Origin of the sequence: Parabacteroides sp. Marseille-P3160, assembly GCF_900162725.1 — a bacterium.
Lineage (GTDB): Bacteria > Bacteroidota > Bacteroidia > Bacteroidales > Tannerellaceae > Marseille-P3160.
Genome location: NZ_LT799418.1, coordinates 2,543,694 through 2,561,861, shown reverse-complemented (window position 1 = coordinate 2,561,861; position 18,168 = coordinate 2,543,694). Strand labels below are relative to the sequence as shown.

Annotated in this window: 14 protein-coding genes and 1 pseudogene; 13 read left to right on the top strand and 2 right to left on the bottom strand. The window is 43.1% G+C overall.

Annotated features, from left to right (window positions below; genetic code table 11):
• The first annotated feature begins 160 nt into the window (after positions 1–160).
• From BQ8014_RS10150 to BQ8014_RS10105, 10 genes and pseudogenes are all read left to right on the top strand, one after another.
• Positions 161–1,693 (top strand): SusC/RagA family TonB-linked outer membrane protein, encoded by a 1,533-nt coding sequence (locus BQ8014_RS10150; RefSeq protein ID WP_200814350.1) that lies wholly within the window; start codon positions 161–163, stop codon positions 1,691–1,693.
• 14 nt (positions 1,694–1,707) lie between these two features.
• A complete protein-coding gene (locus BQ8014_RS10145) occupies positions 1,708–3,606 on the top strand; it encodes a RagB/SusD family nutrient uptake outer membrane protein (protein ID WP_080904238.1) in 1,899 nt (632 codons plus the stop codon).
• A gap of 1 nt (position 3,607) precedes the next feature.
• The gene (locus tag BQ8014_RS10140) at positions 3,608–5,002 is read left to right on the top strand and encodes a Gfo/Idh/MocA family protein (protein WP_234997987.1); all 1,395 of its coding nucleotides are present in this window, start codon (positions 3,608–3,610) and stop codon (positions 5,000–5,002) included.
• A 98-nt stretch (positions 5,003–5,100) separates the two neighbouring features.
• Positions 5,101–5,517, top strand: a pseudogene (locus BQ8014_RS10135) (RagB/SusD family nutrient uptake outer membrane protein); the annotation flags it as partial.
• Position 5,518: 1 nt separating this feature from the next.
• Positions 5,519–6,913, top strand: coding sequence for a Gfo/Idh/MocA family protein (locus BQ8014_RS10130; RefSeq protein WP_234997987.1), 1,395 nt, complete (start codon positions 5,519–5,521; stop codon positions 6,911–6,913).
• A 328-nt stretch (positions 6,914–7,241) separates the two neighbouring features.
• Entirely contained in the window at positions 7,242–8,165 is a 924-nt protein-coding gene (locus BQ8014_RS10125) for a DUF6807 domain-containing protein (RefSeq protein WP_160150067.1), read from the top strand.
• A gap of 69 nt (positions 8,166–8,234) precedes the next feature.
• A complete protein-coding gene (locus BQ8014_RS10120; protein ID WP_200814390.1) occupies positions 8,235–9,080 on the top strand; it encodes a DUF6807 domain-containing protein in 846 nt (281 codons plus the stop codon).
• A gap of 90 nt (positions 9,081–9,170) precedes the next feature.
• Positions 9,171–10,574, top strand: coding sequence for a putative oxidoreductase C-terminal domain-containing protein (locus BQ8014_RS10115; RefSeq protein ID WP_080904234.1), 1,404 nt, complete (start codon positions 9,171–9,173; stop codon positions 10,572–10,574).
• Positions 10,575–10,662: 88 nt separating this feature from the next.
• Entirely contained in the window at positions 10,663–11,871 is a 1,209-nt protein-coding gene (uxuA, locus tag BQ8014_RS10110; protein ID WP_080904233.1) for a mannonate dehydratase, read from the top strand.
• Positions 11,868–12,683 (top strand): SDR family oxidoreductase, encoded by an 816-nt coding sequence (locus BQ8014_RS10105; RefSeq protein ID WP_080904232.1) that lies wholly within the window; start codon positions 11,868–11,870, stop codon positions 12,681–12,683. Before uxuA ends, BQ8014_RS10105 begins: the two co-directional genes overlap by 4 nt.
• A gap of 5 nt (positions 12,684–12,688) precedes the next feature.
• On the opposite strand, the gene BQ8014_RS10100 is transcribed toward BQ8014_RS10105, so the two are convergent.
• The gene (locus BQ8014_RS10100; protein WP_080904231.1) at positions 12,689–13,672 is read right to left on the bottom strand and encodes a DNA/RNA non-specific endonuclease; all 984 of its coding nucleotides are present in this window, start codon (positions 13,670–13,672) and stop codon (positions 12,689–12,691) included.
• A gap of 245 nt (positions 13,673–13,917) precedes the next feature.
• On the opposite strand from BQ8014_RS10100, the gene BQ8014_RS10095 reads away from it, so the two are divergent.
• The 3 genes from BQ8014_RS10095 to BQ8014_RS10085 are packed head-to-tail and all read left to right on the top strand — an operon-like array spanning position 13,918 to position 17,532.
• Positions 13,918–14,790 carry an electron transfer flavoprotein subunit beta/FixA family protein gene (locus tag BQ8014_RS10095; protein ID WP_080904230.1) on the top strand — a complete coding sequence of 291 codons (873 nt, stop codon included), beginning with the start codon at positions 13,918–13,920 and terminating at the stop codon, positions 14,788–14,790.
• Between the two features lie 14 nt (positions 14,791–14,804).
• Positions 14,805–15,824, top strand: coding sequence for an electron transfer flavoprotein subunit alpha/FixB family protein (locus tag BQ8014_RS10090; RefSeq protein WP_080904229.1), 1,020 nt, complete (start codon positions 14,805–14,807; stop codon positions 15,822–15,824).
• 1 nt (position 15,825) lies between these two features.
• On the top strand, positions 15,826–17,532 hold the full coding sequence (locus BQ8014_RS10085; RefSeq protein ID WP_080904228.1) for an acyl-CoA dehydrogenase family protein: 1,707 nt from the start codon (positions 15,826–15,828) through the stop codon (positions 17,530–17,532).
• Between the two features lie 133 nt (positions 17,533–17,665).
• Here the strand turns inward: BQ8014_RS10085 and tpx are convergent, their stop codons facing one another.
• Positions 17,666–18,166, bottom strand: a complete 501-nt coding sequence (gene tpx / locus BQ8014_RS10080) for a thiol peroxidase (RefSeq protein WP_080904227.1) — start codon at positions 18,164–18,166, stop codon at positions 17,666–17,668.
• Between the last annotated feature and the right edge of the window lie 2 nt (positions 18,167–18,168).

Below are 18,168 nucleotides of genomic sequence, written 5' to 3'. Positions count from 1 at the left end.
GTACCTGTGAACGTAATNGTACGGTTTCGAATACCAAGTTAATTATACCCCCTCTTATATATGGCACGAATATTTCAATCATGAATCTTCACAAAATCAGGAATGGAAAGCTAAGGGAGGAAATTCGGAACGACAACATGAAAAAACTTTTAATTGGCAAGTGGATAACATTATCCGTTGGAAAAAAGAATACAATGATATTCATAAATTTGAAGTGACATTATTGCAAAATGCTGAAAAAGGCCAATATTGGCAAACTATAGCGAAAACATCTAATTATAGTCCGTCGGATATACTTGGATATCATCGTTTACAAGCAGGTACGGTTCCTTTAGTTTCAAGCAATGATACTTATAAGACCGGAGATGCTTTGATGGGAAGGATCTACTATTCATTACATGACAAATATATGCTGACAGCCTCCATACGTCGCGATGGCTATTCTGCATTCGGATTGAAGAATCCACGGGCGACCTTTCCGGCTGTTGCTCTCGGTTGGGTATTTACTTCGGAAGATTTTATGAGAAAGACAGATAGTTGGTTGAATTACGGTAAGTTACGTCTATCTTGGGGGAAAAATGGAAATAGAGATTTGGCTGATCAATATACGGCATTATCCGATATGACCTCCGGCTTGCACCCCTATATTGACCAGAATGGCAATATCTATCTTTCTTCTTATCTATATGTAAATCGGATGGCAAATTCTGGTCTAAAATGGGAAAGCAAGGCAGCCTATAACCTCGGGTTGGATTTTTCTTTGTTCAAGGATATTTTGTCTGGGTCGGTTGAGGTTTATACGGCAACAACACATGACTTACTGGTCGACCGTGCTTTACCTGAAATTATAGGGTTTAACAGTGTAGCTGCCAATTTGGGAGAACTTCAAAATAAAGGTTTTGAAGTGACTCTTAATGCCAATATAATGAAAAGGGAAAACTTTGAATGGAGTGGTTCCGCCAATTTTTCGTTGAACCGTCGTGAGATTAAGAAGTTATACGGGGATATGGTGGACGTAAAGGACTCCGATGGAAATGTAATCGGCCAGAAAGAGGCAGACGATATAAAGAACCAATGGTTTATCGGACAGGATCCCGACCGCATATGGGATTACGAACGGATTGGCGTATGGCAACTGGGAGAAGAAGACGAAGCTGCAAAATATGGTTGCCAACCTGGTGATTTCAAATATAAGGATCAGAACAGAGACGGTGTGATGACCGATAATGACAAGGTGTTCCAGAAATATAAAACTCCACGTTTCCGTTGGACTTTTCGTAATGACTTCCGCCTATTTAAGGATTTTGATTTATCTTTCCTTCTATATTCATATTGGGGATATTATAATACATTCAATCGGGCAGCGAATAATTCCAATTTTCCAGATCGTTGTTCAGGTTATGCTTTACCTCGCTGGACACCGAATAATCCTATTAATGACTATGCCCGTGTCGGTTCTAAAAATATTGGGAATAATTATGTCAATCGCTCATTTATACGTCTCGATAACATTACAGCTTCTTACAATGTTCCTCCTAAATTCTTGAAAAAATTCTTTGTTCAGAATATGCGATTAACATTAAGTGTGCGTAATGCTGCAATGTGGGCCCCCGAATGGGATTTTGGAGATCCGGAGTCAGGAGCGGATCCTACTCCTCGTACATATAACCTTAGTGTAAACTTCACTCTTTAATAAAAGAAGATATTATGAAAGCAAATCAAAATACAATCAAACTATTGACATTCTCTATGTTATTACCTCTGTTATGTGCATGTGGAGAAAGTTGGTTGGATCCGAAACCTTTGTCTTTTTATGAACCTGGCGTTGCCCTATCGAATACCGCGGGATTGTATTCGGCATTAAGTACCTGTGAACGTAATATGCGCCATGAGTATTTTGGGGATGGTGCTCCTATCCTGACGGAAATGATTCAATCGGAAGTAGCGGTCGAAGGTACAACTGATAAAGCCGGGCCACAAATGAACATGGATATTTCCCTTTTGCCTGATGCTAGCCTGAATGATGTAAATTATACAAAAGTAGGGTGGTATTGGTATGAAGGTTATAAGGGAATCAAATATGCCAATACCACTATCTCTCGCATTAATGATGCGACATTCAAAGATGAAGCGGAAAAGAATGCCGTTTTGGGAGCTGCCTATTTCCAACGGGCTTACCGTTATTTCAAATTGACCCACCAGTTTGGGGATATTCCTTATATGGATTGGGAAATTTCCGAACCCAAATATGATTTTTATTCCTATGACCGTTGGTCAATCTTGGAACGGATGAGGAAAGATATGGAATTTGCCTATCAATGGGTACCCGACAAAGTGGATCGGGGTAGGACTTCAAAAGGAGCATGCGGTATTCTTCTAATGAAACTTTGTATGGTGCTGGGTGATTTTGACCGGGCGATCGAGGTGGGAAAAGAAGTGGTTGCAGCCCATCCTTTGATGACGAAACGTTTTACTGCAAACCAAAGTAAGGCGAGAACGAATCTGATGCATGACCTGCACAGTGTGGAAGCAAAACTGGACATAAGCAATACGGAAGGGCTGATGTATGTCGTGTCTTATCCGGAAGTAGACGGTTCTGATCGTATTCAGACCATGCGTAATGGAGTCCCTTTATGGAGTAGTGGAAATATCAAGACCCCCGACGGACAAACCGGAACAAGTATTACGATTGCATCGGGCGAAACCGATCCTGAAATGGATTTGAACAAGACCTACGGACGTGGTATCGGCCGTTTACGCCCGACCTGGTACTTTACGAATGAGATTTGGCGTGCAGATAAGGAAGCGAATGATTTACGGGGTATCTTCAACCGGGATAGCTGGCGTAAAATGGAGGATTTGCTCTACAATAACCCGAGCCTGAAGAGCTCCGGCAATCAGTGGTACGGAAAGAATTTCGTAAAAAGCCCCTCCATGTCTGTGGAGGACACAATCCGTCTATGGTTTTCGTGGCCTCATTATAAATTGTTTGTTCCCGATCCTTTGCAGACGCAATGGGCAGGTGGCGAAACCCCTTGGTACATTTACCGGTCGGCCGAAGTTTATTTGTTGATTGCCGAATGTTATTATTGGAAAGACCAACCCCAATTGGCTGCAGAAGCATTGAATGTCGTCCGTAACCGTGCGGGAGCATCTCCTCTTACGGCTGCCGATATCAATATCGGCGAAATCTTGGATGAACGTGCCCGTGAACTTTATTATGAGGAGAATCGGCATCTTGAATTGGTCCGTATATCCTATATTTATGCGCGAACGGGGAAACCCTGTGAAATATTCGGCGGACGTGTATATAAACTGGATAATTTATCCGGTCCAGGCGGAACCAATTCGAATGTAAAGCAAGAAGGGTATAATTTCTGGTATGACCGTGTCAATGCCCGTAGTAATTTTTATAACAAGGGAGTAATACATAAATGGGCGGAATACAAGATTAGCGTGCATCACATTCTTTGGCCGATACCGGCAAGTGCGATCAATACGAACACGAAAGGAATAATCAACCAGAACATCGGTTATCCGGGTGCGGAGAAGAATGTTACTCCTTTGAAGGTGCCGGAGGAAGGTACGGTCTTAGGACCTCAGTAAAATGTATTACCTAAAATCAAATATAAAAATGGAAATATCAAGAAGAAATTTTATTAAAAAAGCTGTCACTACAGGTTGTGGATTGATAGTAGCCCCCGCTATCGTTCCGCCTTCCGTTTTTGGGAAAAACGCACCTTCCAATCGAATCAATATTGGAGCAATTGGAACCGGACGTATTTCCCGGGACCATGATATGCCGGGTGTTTGGAAATATGACGATGTGCGGATAATAGCGGTAGCAGACCTTGATGCTCATCGAGTAGCCGAAGCTAAGGAATTAGTAGAAGGTTACTATACTAAAAAATCAGGAAAACCTTACAGAGGAATTACTACGTATGAAAACTATATGGATTTACTGGCCAATAAAGATATTGACGCTGTATTAATCAGTACACCTGACCATTGGCATGCTAAAAATACCATTGATGCGGTTCGAGCAGGTAAAGATGTTTATCTGCAAAAGCCAAGTTCTCTGACAATTGAGGAAGGAAGAAAAATGAGTGATGCTGTAAATGCATCCGGGCGTATCCTTCAAATCGGTAGTCAACAACGATCAATGGAACAATTTCGCTTCGCTTGTGAATTAGTTCGTAACGGACGCATCGGGCAATTAAAGATGATTGAGGTCCGCTTGCCGGGCGACCCCGCTGGAGGAAATGCTGAAGAAATGCCCATTCCAAAGGGATTTAACTATGATATGTGGTTGGGACAGACACCATATGTTCCCTATACAATTGACCGCGTTCATCCGCAAAAAGGGTATGGACGTCCGGGCTGGTTACGTTGTGACCAATTTGGTGCAGGTATGATTACCGGATGGGGAGCACATCATTTCGATATTGCACACTGGGCTATGAATACGGAATACACAGGCCCAATTGAAGTATCCGGACATGCTGAATTCCCAACTTCTGGGCTTTGGAATGTCCATGGTACATTTGAAACGAGCATGTTGTATGAGAATGGCGTTATTGTAACTGGGGTAACTGAAAGTAAAGAAAAGCCAAACGGGGTGTTATTCACCGGTACAAACGGATGGATATTTGTTAGCCGAGGCAATTATAGTGCCTCGGCAAACGACCCGAGCACCAGTAAATCAAAAGCGCTTATAGCTTCCGATTCCAAAATTTTATCTCCATTAACAGAAAATGATCCGGTACGGCTTTATCAAAGTACTGATCATCATGGCAATTGGTTGGAAAGTGTGCGAACTCGTAAGTTAAATATTGCCCCGGCGGAAGTGGCACATCGTTCATGTACTGTTTGTCTCATTCAGTATATTGCAATGAAATTGAACCGGAAACTATACTGGGATCCTGTTTTGGAACGTTTCAAGAACGATGATGAAGCAAATACTATGATTTCACGTCCGTACAGGCCGCCTTATAATTTTTAATATGATAAAGATGAAAAAAGCTTCGTTAGTTGTCTCGTTTTTATGTTTGTTATCTTTAAGCATAAACGCAGGAAATAAAAAAAGCATAATTGTTNGAAATCTTGGATGAACGTGCCCGTGAACTTTATTATGAGGAGAATCGGCATCTTGAATTGGTCCGTATATCCTATATTTATGCGCGAACGGGGAAACCCTGTGAAATATTCGGCGGACGTGTATATAAACTGGATAATTTATCCGGTCCAGGCGGAACCAATTCGAATGTAAAGCAAGAAGGGTATAATTTCTGGTATGACCGTGTCAATGCCCGTAGTAATTTTTATAACAAGGGAGTAATACATAAATGGGCGGAATACAAGATTAGCGTGCATCACATTCTTTGGCCGATACCGGCAAGTGCGATCAATACGAACACGAAAGGAATAATCAACCAGAACATCGGTTATCCGGGTGCGGAGAAGAATGTTACTCCTTTGAAGGTGCCGGAGGAAGGTACGGTCTTAGGACCTCAGTAAAATGTATTACCTAAAATCAAATATAAAAATGGAAATATCAAGAAGAAATTTTATTAAAAAAGCTGTCACTACAGGTTGTGGATTGATAGTAGCCCCCGCTATCGTTCCGCCTTCCGTTTTTGGGAAAAACGCACCTTCCAATCGAATCAATATTGGAGCAATTGGAACCGGACGTATTTCCCGGGACCATGATATGCCGGGTGTTTGGAAATATGACGATGTGCGGATAATAGCGGTAGCAGACCTTGATGCTCATCGAGTAGCCGAAGCTAAGGAATTAGTAGAAGGTTACTATACTAAAAAATCAGGAAAACCTTACAGAGGAATTACTACGTATGAAAACTATATGGATTTACTGGCCAATAAAGATATTGACGCTGTATTAATCAGTACACCTGACCATTGGCATGCTAAAAATACCATTGATGCGGTTCGAGCAGGTAAAGATGTTTATCTGCAAAAGCCAAGTTCTCTGACAATTGAGGAAGGAAGAAAAATGAGTGATGCTGTAAATGCATCCGGGCGTATCCTTCAAATCGGTAGTCAACAACGATCAATGGAACAATTTCGCTTCGCTTGTGAATTAGTTCGTAACGGACGCATCGGGCAATTAAAGATGATTGAGGTCCGCTTGCCGGGCGACCCCGCTGGAGGAAATGCTGAAGAAATGCCCATTCCAAAGGGATTTAACTATGATATGTGGTTGGGACAGACACCATATGTTCCCTATACAATTGACCGCGTTCATCCGCAAAAAGGGTATGGACGTCCGGGCTGGTTACGTTGTGACCAATTTGGTGCAGGTATGATTACCGGATGGGGAGCACATCATTTCGATATTGCACACTGGGCTATGAATACGGAATACACAGGCCCAATTGAAGTATCCGGACATGCTGAATTCCCAACTTCTGGGCTTTGGAATGTCCATGGTACATTTGAAACGAGCATGTTGTATGAGAATGGCGTTATTGTAACTGGGGTAACTGAAAGTAAAGAAAAGCCAAACGGGGTGTTATTCACCGGTACAAACGGATGGATATTTGTTAGCCGAGGCAATTATAGTGCCTCGGCAAACGACCCGAGCACCAGTAAATCAAAAGCGCTTATAGCTTCCGATTCCAAAATTTTATCTCCATTAACAGAAAATGATCCGGTACGGCTTTATCAAAGTACTGATCATCATGGCAATTGGTTGGAAAGTGTGCGAACTCGTAAGTTAAATATTGCCCCGGCGGAAGTGGCACATCGTTCATGTACTGTTTGTCTCATTCAGTATATTGCAATGAAATTGAACCGGAAACTATACTGGGATCCTGTTTTGGAACGTTTCAAGAACGATGATGAAGCAAATACTATGATTTCACGTCCGTACAGGCCGCCTTATAATTTTTAATATGATAAAGATGAAAAAAGCTTCGTTAGTTGTCTCGTTTTTATGTTTGTTATCTTTAAGCATAAACGCAGGAAATAAAAAAAGCATAATTGTTAGCGCCGGTGAATATGACAGAGATAATACAGTCATTTCAGCAGAGATCTCAGTTTGGTCCTTAGACAATAAGACAGATATCATTTTATTGGAAAAGCGGAACGGAAAACAAAAAAAAGTTCCAGTTCAAATTTATATCGATGACATGGGACGTACCTTTTTATATTGGATATTGGATGGCCAAACAAAAGCAGGGGAATCACGAACTTTCATCGCTGAAACAAAGAAAAAAAAGATGCAAAGAAAAAATCCAATGGATGTCGAGGATACTCATAAAGCATTAATACTTAAGAGGAATGGAAAAAACATCTTACAATACAACTACGTATGGATGGATCCTCCGGAGGGAGTCGATAAATCGTTTGGAAGAAGCGGGTTTATCCATCCGGCTTATACCCCTTCAGGTTATATCCTGACACGGATTCAACCAAAAGATCATTATCACCATTATGGCATATGGAATCCATGGACACACGTCTTATATGATGGCACAATGTATGATCTCTGGAATCTCGGTGATAAGAAAGGGACAGTACGTGCGCGGAAAATAGAAAAAATATATAAAGGAGAGGTATTTTCTGGGTATGAAGCAAGCTTAGATCACTATATCTTTTCGACAGTTGGAGAAAAAATTATAATGGATGAATTATGGAATGTAAAGGCATGGAATACACCAGGAGGTTTCTTATGGGATTTCGAATCAACCCTTCACCCTTCGACTGTCTTACCTATTATATTGAAAGAATATCGGTATGCCGGGTTTAGTTTTCGTGCGACCGAAGATTGGACTAAAGACAATTGTGAAATGTTGACATCAGAAGGATATGAACGCCCGGAGATCGATGGAACAACCGCTCGTTGGATTTATGTTAATGGTAATACGAAGCAAGGGCGTTCCGGATTATTGTTCTTATCCAATCCCCATAATTACAACTCTCCGGAACCGCTTCGTATATGGAATGAAAAGGCAAATGGAGGACGTGGAGATGCGTTTATCAATTTTGCACCAACCAAAAATAAAGACTGGACACTGCTTCCCGGTAAACAGTATAAATTACGTTACCGGGTCTTAACTTATGACGGTACTATGACAAAAGAACATGCAGAACAATTGTGGAAAGATTATGCTTATCCACCCCAAGTTAAAGAAACAAAATAGACATTTGAAATGAAAAGGAATATAAAAAAAACACTTTCGTATATTATTATCTGTTTATCAATTTGCCGGATGAATGCACAAGAACAAATGCTCTCCGCCACCTTGGTTGGAGACCGCATTGATGTTTTAATAGGAAGTACTTTCTTTACCAGTTACCATTTTGCGGAAAATGAAAAATATCCTTATTTTTATCCAATAAATGCACCAATATCTGGAAGCAGCATCACTTCTATGAGAAATGGAGAATACCCGCATCATAGTTCTTTATTCTTTGGCTGTGACAAGGTTAACGGAGGGAATTATTGGCAAGAAGGCCTGGAGCGTGGACGGATCATCTCAATCGGTGCCCGGATTATTGAAGCAAAAGGGCCTAAAGTCATAATTGAAGACGAGTGCATCTGGAAGCGTCCGGATGCACCTTCGCCCATTATTGACCGCCGGTTGATTACGATATCGGCTCCAGATAAGAACCTTTATTTGATTGACTTTGAAATCAATATGGAAATGTTGATGGATGTGACTATCTTAAAAACCAACCATTCTCTCTTCAGTGCGCGCATAGATGCGGATTTAAGTGTAAAACAAGGAGGGAAAATGATTAATGCCGAGGGACAAGAAGATGAGAAAGGAACTTTCGGTGTATCATCTCCTTGGATTGATTGCTATGGAAACCGGAAAACCGGAACTGAAGGTATTGCTATTTTGCAACATCCTTCTAATAAAGGGTATCCTTCCAAATGGTTTACACGTAACTATGGATTTATTTCACCTACACCTATGTATTGGCCGGATGATGAATCAACTCACTTGAAGAAAGGAGAAAAAATAAAACTTCGTTATCGTGTATTAGTTCATGCTGGAACAACAAAGGAAGCTAATATTTCTGCTCTTTTTGAGAAATATAAACATGAATAAATATAATAGACTAAAAAGTTTTGTCTGAAATAGAGCCGGGTGTAAAAAGATAGTGAAAGGATAATGGATTTTATATAAAATATTTTGATTATGAGAAAAAATGGTCTATTAATTATGATTGGTAGCGCTTTACTCTTTAATATTTCCTGTATATCAAAGAGTAAAGAAGCAGATTCCAATAAAGAAGAAGTACGATTAATAACGCTTAATCCAGGGCATTTTCATGCGGCACTCATACAAAAAGTCTCCTATCCGGGAGTTAGTAAAGACGTTTATGTATACGCACCAGAGGGAGAAGATATAAAAGAACACCTAAAAAAAATAGAAAGCTTCAATGCACGGACAGATTCACCTACGCAGTGGAATGAGATTGTTTATATTGGTCCGGACTTTCTCGAAAAGATGATTGCAGAAAAGAAGGGGAATTTAATGATAACAGCTGGTAATAACGGCAAAAAAACAGATTATATCCTGGCAACATTAAAAGCAGGAATTAATGTTTTATCCGACAAACCAATGGCAATTAACTCAAAGGATTTCGAAACTTTACAAACCTGCTTCAAGACAGCTCAGCAAAACAATTTGCTTCTTTATGATATTATGACAGAGCGTTTTGAAATTACAACAGTGCTTCAAAAAGAGATATCGCTTATTCCGGAAATCTATGGAAAACAGGAAAAAGGAACGCCGCAAGATCCGAGCATTTACATAAAAAGTGTGCATTACTTTTTAAAGGAAGTGGCAGGTAGCCCATTAATACGGCCAGCTTGGTTCTTTGATATAGAACAAGAAGGAGAAGGTATTGTAGACGTGGCAACACATCTGGTTGATTTAATACAATGGGAATGCTTTCCGGGTGTCATTATTGATTATAATAAAGACATTAAGATACTTGATGCTAATCACTGGAGTACGCCGATTTCGCTTAACGAATATAAGAGAGTGACGAATACAAAGCAGTTTCCTGATTTTCTAACTAAATATATATCACATGATACTTTGCATATTTATGCTAATGGAGATATTCTTTATAAAATAAAAGATATTCACGCTAAGGTATCTGTCCTGTGGAATTATTCTTCAAAAAGGGGAGGCGATCTTCACTTTTCTGTCATGAAAGGCAGCAAGGCCTTGTTAATCATTCAACCGACCGAAGGGATGGGTAATCATCCAGAATTATGTATTAAGGCTAACCTTAAAGTCGATGTCGCTAAGTATGCAAAAAAAATAGAGCAGGCCTTTCAGGTAATCGCAGATAAATATCCGGGAGTAACTCTCAAAGAAAAAGAGAAAGGTTTATGGCAGGTCGAAATTCCAGATAAATATTTTAACGGGCATGAATCTCATTTCGAACAAGTGACAGAAAAATTCCTCGATTACTTGAAGAATCAAACAATGCCCGCATGGGAAATTCCCAATATGATTGCGAAATATTATGTGACTACAAAAGCGTTGGAGTTAGCAAAAAAAAAGAGTGTTACCGGGAACGAATGACCTTACACTATTCTTTCAACCCAAAAGACTCACACTTATAACATAGAATTAGTCACTTAATTATAGTAAAGAGAAGAGGACAAAAACAATGAAAAAAACGTGGAGATGGTTCGGTAAGAAAGACAAGATCACGCTTGACATGCTCCGGCAGATCGGAGTCGAAGGAATCGTTACGGCCTTACACGAAATTCCGAATGGGCAGGTTTGGCCGCCAGATGCCATCAACGAGATGAAAACTTACATCGAGTTACACGGACTCCGTTGGTCGGTTGTGGAAAGCCTTCCGGTAAGCGAATCCATTAAATATGCCGGGCCGGATCGTGACTGTTTAATCGATAATTATATAATAAGTTTGGAAAATTTAGGTAAAGCCGGAATAAAAACAATCTGTTATAATTTCATGCCGGTATTGGACTGGGTGCGTACTGACATAGAGCATAAATGGGTGGACGGTTCCTCTTCTCTTTATTTTGACAAGATTAAATTTGCTTATTTCGATATCCATCTCCTTGAAAGAAAAAATGCCATACAGGATTATTCTCCTGAAGAGCTGGCCAAAGTAGAAGAACTAAACAAGACCATTACAACGACGGAAAGAGATGAGTTGATCGACACCCTGATTGTAAAAACGCAGGGATTTGTCAATGGAAACATTACCTCAAAAGAGCAGCAACCGATAGTCAAGTTTAAAAAACTGCTTGCCCTATACGATGGAATTGGGCGGGAAGAACTCCGGGAAAACCTAACATATTTTCTGGAAAAGATAATGCCTATATGTGAATTATATGGCATCAGCATGTGCATACACCCTGATGACCCTCCAATGCAGTTGCTTGGCCTTCCTCGCATCGTAACGAATGAGGAAGATATCTGTTGGTTGCTGAAAGCAGTTGATCATCCGTGCAACGGACTGACCTTCTGTGCCGGTTCATTAAGCGCCGGATTACAGAACAATGTGCCTGCATTGGCACGTAAATTCGCTTCGCGAACCAAATTCGTACATCTGAGAAGCACTCACATTTTACCTAATGGAGATTTCGTAGAGGCAAATCATTTGAAAGGAAGAGGACATTTAATTGAGGTAGTCCGGATATTCGAAAAGGAAAACCCAGCATTACCAATGCGTGTGGATCATGGCAAGATGATGCTGGATGATGAAAATAAAGGATACAACCCCGGTTATTCTTTCCATGGGCGCATGTTGGCCCTTGGACAAATAGAAGGTGTTATTGCTACGGTCCGGGACGAATTAAAAAACAAACAAAAGAAAATAAGATCAAACAAAAGAAACCAATGAATGAATTATTTAGTGTAAAAGACCAAATCATTTTAATCACCGGAGGGTATGGAGTTTTAGGTTCAAATGTAGCCAAGTACTTAGCTACACAAGGCGCAACCTCCATTATTATCGGTCGTTCCGAACAAAAAGGACAAGCTCTTATGAAAACAATCGAATCATCGGGAGGCAAAGCCGATTTTTTCCAATCTGATGTCCTGGATGTAAAATCTTTATCTAAAAATAATGATGCGATCATAATGAAATACGGCAGAATAGATGCTTTGGTCAATGTCGCCGGAGGAAATGTAAAAGGGGCTACATTGACTCCCGAACAAAGCATTTTCGATATGAAACTCGCCGACTGGGATAAGGTAGTGGATTTGAATCTCAATGGAACGGTATATCCGACACTGATTTTCGGTAAAACAATGGCCACTCGAGGAAAAGGTTCCGTCGTCAATATCACTTCAATGGCTACTTATTCCGCCATCACACGCGTATTGGGCTACTCGGTTGCCAAAACCGGAATTTCAAGCTTTACCCAATGGATGGCAATGGAAATGGCACTGAAATTCGGAGACAAGATAAGAGTAAATGCCATTGCTCCCGGATTCTTTATCGGAGAACAAAATAAAGGAGTGCTTGTTAATCCCGACGGTTCGCTGAGTGAAAGAAGCCGGAAAATACTAACCAAAACACCGATGAAGCGCTTCGGCAACATTTCCGAACTAAATGGTGCCGTCCAGTTTCTTTGCAGTGAAGCCGCCAGTTTCATCACCGGAGCAATCATCCCCGTAGACGGAGGATTCAGTTCTTTCAGCGGGATATAAACCTATCAGAACCAGCTTTCCAACCGGACATTGGCTTCCATCTGCTTCTCTGTCTCATCGGGGAGAAACGGGAAGAAATCAATGCCGGTCACTTTTTCCACACTGTCGATTGGAACAGCCAACGCCTGTAAGGAAGTCTTTCCATATCCCCTGTTTTCAAAAAGGAAGCCGATACCGGAACGTTCCTTATCCCTTGTCGTACAAATCACTTTATAAAATTGGCGAGGAATGCCGATCCTATTTTTTCCCAATCGCTTCAAGTCGGGTTCGATGACCGGTCCGGTAACTATATACAAGCTCCCCTGCTCCACCGCCCACTGGCGGCTTAATTCTTCCAGATCTTTCCAAAGGCCCTGGTTCAATTTCGGTTTCTGGGGACAAATATTGCTAAAATAAAAAGATTCGCGCATGGCCTTGGCCGACCATTTCATATCCCCGGCAGGGGCCAAATGCCCCCGGTCGTATCCCGTACCTGAATAATCTTCTTGTAAGGCTGTAGCGCCTTCCACATCCGGATCTGGAACAAATTTATTGGAACGCTCCACTGTGTTTTTGCGCACCTCTTCACCCGTCAGCTCATATGCTACCCAGTTGGCGATCCGGTAATCCGAATTATAGGAAACCGTATATCCTTCATGTTCGATAATCTGTTCCCTTTGGCCGTTTTGCAATATTGGTATTTCCAGCGCCAAACCATCTCCTGAAAGCGCTTCCGACGGAGAACCGCCCGCTAACGGATCAGTCGCCAGACTCTTCTCTATGAAAAAGGAAGAGGTGTCAGGTTTCGACCTCCCGGAGGCATAATTGAATATATAAAGGACTAATAAAACACAAGCGACGAGGATCACTGCCCAGATAAAAAGATTACGTAAACTAATCCATAAGGGAGAAGCCGCCCGCTTCTTCCGATGGATTGTGCGCCGGGACCTACGCCGTACCGGAGATTTCGGGACAGCCTGCCCGCGTGTTCTGCTTATTTTCTTTGCCATTCCGACCGATTTAACTAATCTCTCGCAAAATTAGGAAAAAAAACAATCCGCCGTTAACGTAAAAAGGGCGCAACTGAACGAGAAAAACTGTTAACCGAATCCGTCCAGTCAGTTAGTCGACTGAAACGATTCGGTCGAGTGATTGATTTGTTCATTTCTTCCGCTTTGAAATAAAGAATGTTTAATTACTTTTGTAACCCGGTAGTGTGATTATTCCGATTATCTAATATACCATAAATAATAATATGAGTTTTAAAATTATTGTATTAGCCAAACAGGTTCCGGACACGCGTAATGTCGGCAAAGATGCCATGAAAGCGGACGGAACCGTTAACCGCGGGGCGTTGCCCGCTATCTTCAATCCAGAAGATCTCAACGCGCTCGAACAGGCGCTCACGCTGAAGGACCGTTATCCGGGTACGACTATCACGCTATTAACCATGGGGCCCGGACGTGCGGCCGAAATTATTCGTGAAGGTTTGTATCGCGGAGCGGACGGAGGATATCTATTAACTGACCGGGCTTTTGCCGGCGCCGACACATTGGCGACTTCCTACGCCTTGTCCATGGCAATCCGGAAGATCGGAGCATTCGACTTGATTCTCAGCGGACGCCAGGCCATTGACGGAGATACTGCACAGGTAGGCCCGCAGGTCGCTGAGAAACTGGGGCTTTCCCAAATCACTTATGCGGAAGAAATCCTGGATATGACGGAAAAGAGCATCACGGTCAAGCGCCGTCTCGAAAGAGGCATCGAAATCGTAACCGGCCCGCTGCCGATCCTCGTAACCGTTAACGGAAGTGCATCTGAATGCCGTCCCCGCAATGCAAAACTGGTACAAAAATACAAGCATGCAAAAACGGTCACGGAAAAGCAGGAAGCAGCAGCTGATTATACGGAACTATTCAGCCACCGCCCCTACCTCAATCTGGAGGAATGGAGCGTAGCAGATGTGCAGGCAGATGTGGAACAATGTGGCCTCTCCGGTTCTCCTACAAAGGTGAAGAAGATCGAAAATGTCATCTTCCAGGCCAAGGAAAACCTGACACTTCAGCCGACTGACGAGGCGATCGATCAATTAATGAAAGAGTTAATAGCAAACCATACGATTGGCTAATAAATAAAAACAGAATGAACAATTTATTTGTATACTGCGAAATAGAAGACGGCATTGTATCGGATGTCAGTCTGGAATTGCTGACCAAAGGACGTTCCCTGGCCAATACGCTGGGGTGCAACCTCGAAGCCATAGCGGCCGGCTCTCCGTTGGACAAGGTGGCCGCACAGGTTTTCCCCTACGGAGTAGACGTACTGCATTTGTTTGAAGACAAAAGGCTTTCCCCCTATACTTCCCTTCCCCACACTTCCGTCCTGGTCAACCTGTTCAAAGCCGAAAAGCCTCAGATCGCCCTTATGGGAGCAACCAGCATCGGACGGGACTTGGGACCGCGGGTATCTTCCGCTTTAGGCAGCGGATTGACGGCCGACTGTACCTCGCTGGAAATCGGCGACCATGATGAAAAGAAAATCAACAAAGTCTATAAAGACCTGCTCTATCAGATCCGCCCCGCTTTCGGCGGTAATATTGTGGCCACCATTATCAATCCGGAGCACCGCCCTCAGATGGCTACCGTGCGGGAAGGGGTGATGAAAAAGGCTGTTCTGGATCCGAACTACAAAGGAGAAATCAAGACATACGACGTCAATCAATACGTGGACGAAACGGACTTTATCGTAAAAGTGATCGACCGCCAGATCCAAAAGAGCAAGATTAATATCAAAAGTTCCCCGATCGTCATCTCAGGCGGTTATGGAGTCGGTTCCAAAGAGAACTTCCAACTGTTATACGAGCTGGCCGGAGTGATCGGTGCCGAAGTCGGCGCATCGCGCGCGGCAGTCGATGCCGGATTTGCAGAGCACGAACGCCAGATAGGACAGACCGGCGTCACGGTTCGGCCTAAGCTTTATATCGCCTGCGGTATTTCAGGTCAGATCCAACACATTGCCGGAATGCAAGAAAGTTCGATCGTGATTTCCATTAATAACGATCCGAACGCTCCGATCAACACCATTGCCGACTATGTCATCAACGGTACGGTGGAGGAAGTGCTTCCCAAGATGATTAAGTATTACAAACAAAACACAAAGTAAGATGGGTAATTTTTATTTAGATACTCCCGGATTAAAGCATCACCTGCACCACCCGCTCATGAAGCGGATTGTGGAACTGAAAGAACGCGGTTATGCGGATAAAGACAAATACGACTATGCTCCCGTCGATTTTGAAGACGCAATGGACAGCTACGAGAAGGTACTAGAAATTGTCGGTGAGATTTGTGAAAACATCATCGCTCCCAATGCGGAAGATGTCGATAAAGAAGGCCCTACGGTATCGAACGGGCGCGTAACCTACGCTTCCGGTACGCAACGGAACCTGGAGGCCGTCCGTAAGGCCGGCTTGATGGGCATTTCGATGCCACGCCGTTACAACGGATTGAACTTTCCGGTCGTACCCTACATTATGGCCGCCGATATGGTCTCCCGTGCCGACGCCGGATTCGAAAATCTGTGGGGACTACAGGATTGCGCCGAAACGCTCTATGAATTCGGCAACGAAGAGCAACGGCAAAAATATATTCCGCGCGTATGCGAAGGCTCCACCATGTCGATGGACCTGACCGAACCGGATGCCGGTTCGGACCTGCAGTCCGTCATGCTAAAGGCTACCTATTCCGAAAAAGACCAATGCTGGCTCCTGAACGGAGTGAAACGATTCATTACGAACGGCGACTCGGACATCCACCTCGTATTGGCTCGTTCGGAAGAGGGGACAAGAGATGCACGCGGTCTTTCCATGTTTATCTATGACAAGCGGAACGGGGGAGTTAACGTACGCCGAATCGAAAATAAAATGGGAATCAAGGGCTCCCCAACTTGCGAGCTCGTCTTCCGGAATGCCAAAGCCGAACTTTGCGGGGAACGTAAGTTAGGCTTGATCAAATATGTCATGGCGTTGATGAACGGAGCCCGGCTCGGAATTATGGCGCAAGCCGTTGGATTGAGCGAAGCCGCTTACCACGAAGGATATGCCTACGCAATTGAGCGGAAGCAATTCGGCAAACCCATCATCGAATTCCCGGCCGTCTATGAAATGATCGCCTTAATGCGCGCAAAGGCGGATGCTTCCCGGAGCATGCTTTATGAAACCGCCCGCTTTGTAGATATCTACAAAGCGCTTGAAGATATCTCCAAAGATCGTAAACTGACACAGGAAGAGCGGACGGAAATGAAGAAATATGCCAAACTGGCTGATGCCTACACCCCTATGGGTAAAGGAATGACCACCGAGTTTGCCAACCAGAACACCTACGATGCCATACAGATCCATGGTGGTTCCGGCTTCATGAAGGACTATGCTTGTGAACGTCTCTACCGGGATGCGCGGATCACGAACATCTATGAAGGGACAACGCAGCTGCAGGTAGTTGCCGCTATCCGACACGTAACGACCGGCACGTATCTGGCACAGATTCGGGAATATGAAGCCGCCAACTACAAACCGGAACTGGAGGACCTGAAGAACAAACTGATCGCCATGACTGCCGTCTACGAGTTGGTTTACACGCAGGTTGCCGAATATAAAGATCAGGAATACATGGACTTCCACGCACGCCGCCTGGTGGAAACTGCCGCCCATTGTATTTTAGGGTATTTATTGCTGCAGGATGCCAATACAGATGAGAGCTTCCGCCGTTCCGCTGAAGTGTACATCAACTACGGGCAAGCGGAAGTAAACAAAATTGAATCTTTCATCAAAAACTTCGACCGCGAAGACTTGGGATACTACAAACAGGTATAAAATAATTATAAAGCCGTGCCCCAGTATGGAGCACGGCTTTTTTAAAATGAAAGCCGTGGGATTCACATCCGACGGCTTTCTTCACTAACCCTTAACTTTAACCAATGAAAAACAATAATCAAACTCTATTATTTTATTTTAATACAGCTAATGCTTTTTCGTAATCCGGCTCCTGTGTTATTTCGGGAACTAACTCCGTATAAACAATCTTGCCCTTTTCATCAACTACGACTACACTCCGTGTCAACAGCCCTTTCAACGGCCCATCCGTCAACAATAATCCGTAGGCATCTTCAAAAGAAGAATTACGGAAAGCCGAAACCGATGTCACGTTTGTAATGCCTTCTGCCGTGCAGAAACGTCCGCTGGCAAAGGGAAGGTCTTTCGAGATCGCCAATACAACCGTATTATCCAATGAAGAGGCTTCTTTATTAAAGCGGCGTACGGAAGCGGCGCATACAGAAGTGTCCAAACTCGGGAAAATATTCAATACAACCCGTTTTCCCTTTAATTCCGATAGGGAAATTTCGGATAAATCACCTTTTACTCCCTTAAAATCGGGAGCTACCGACCCTACTGCGGGCAAATTCCCGTTGGTATGAACATCTGTTCCTTTAAATTTTATCGTAGCCATTA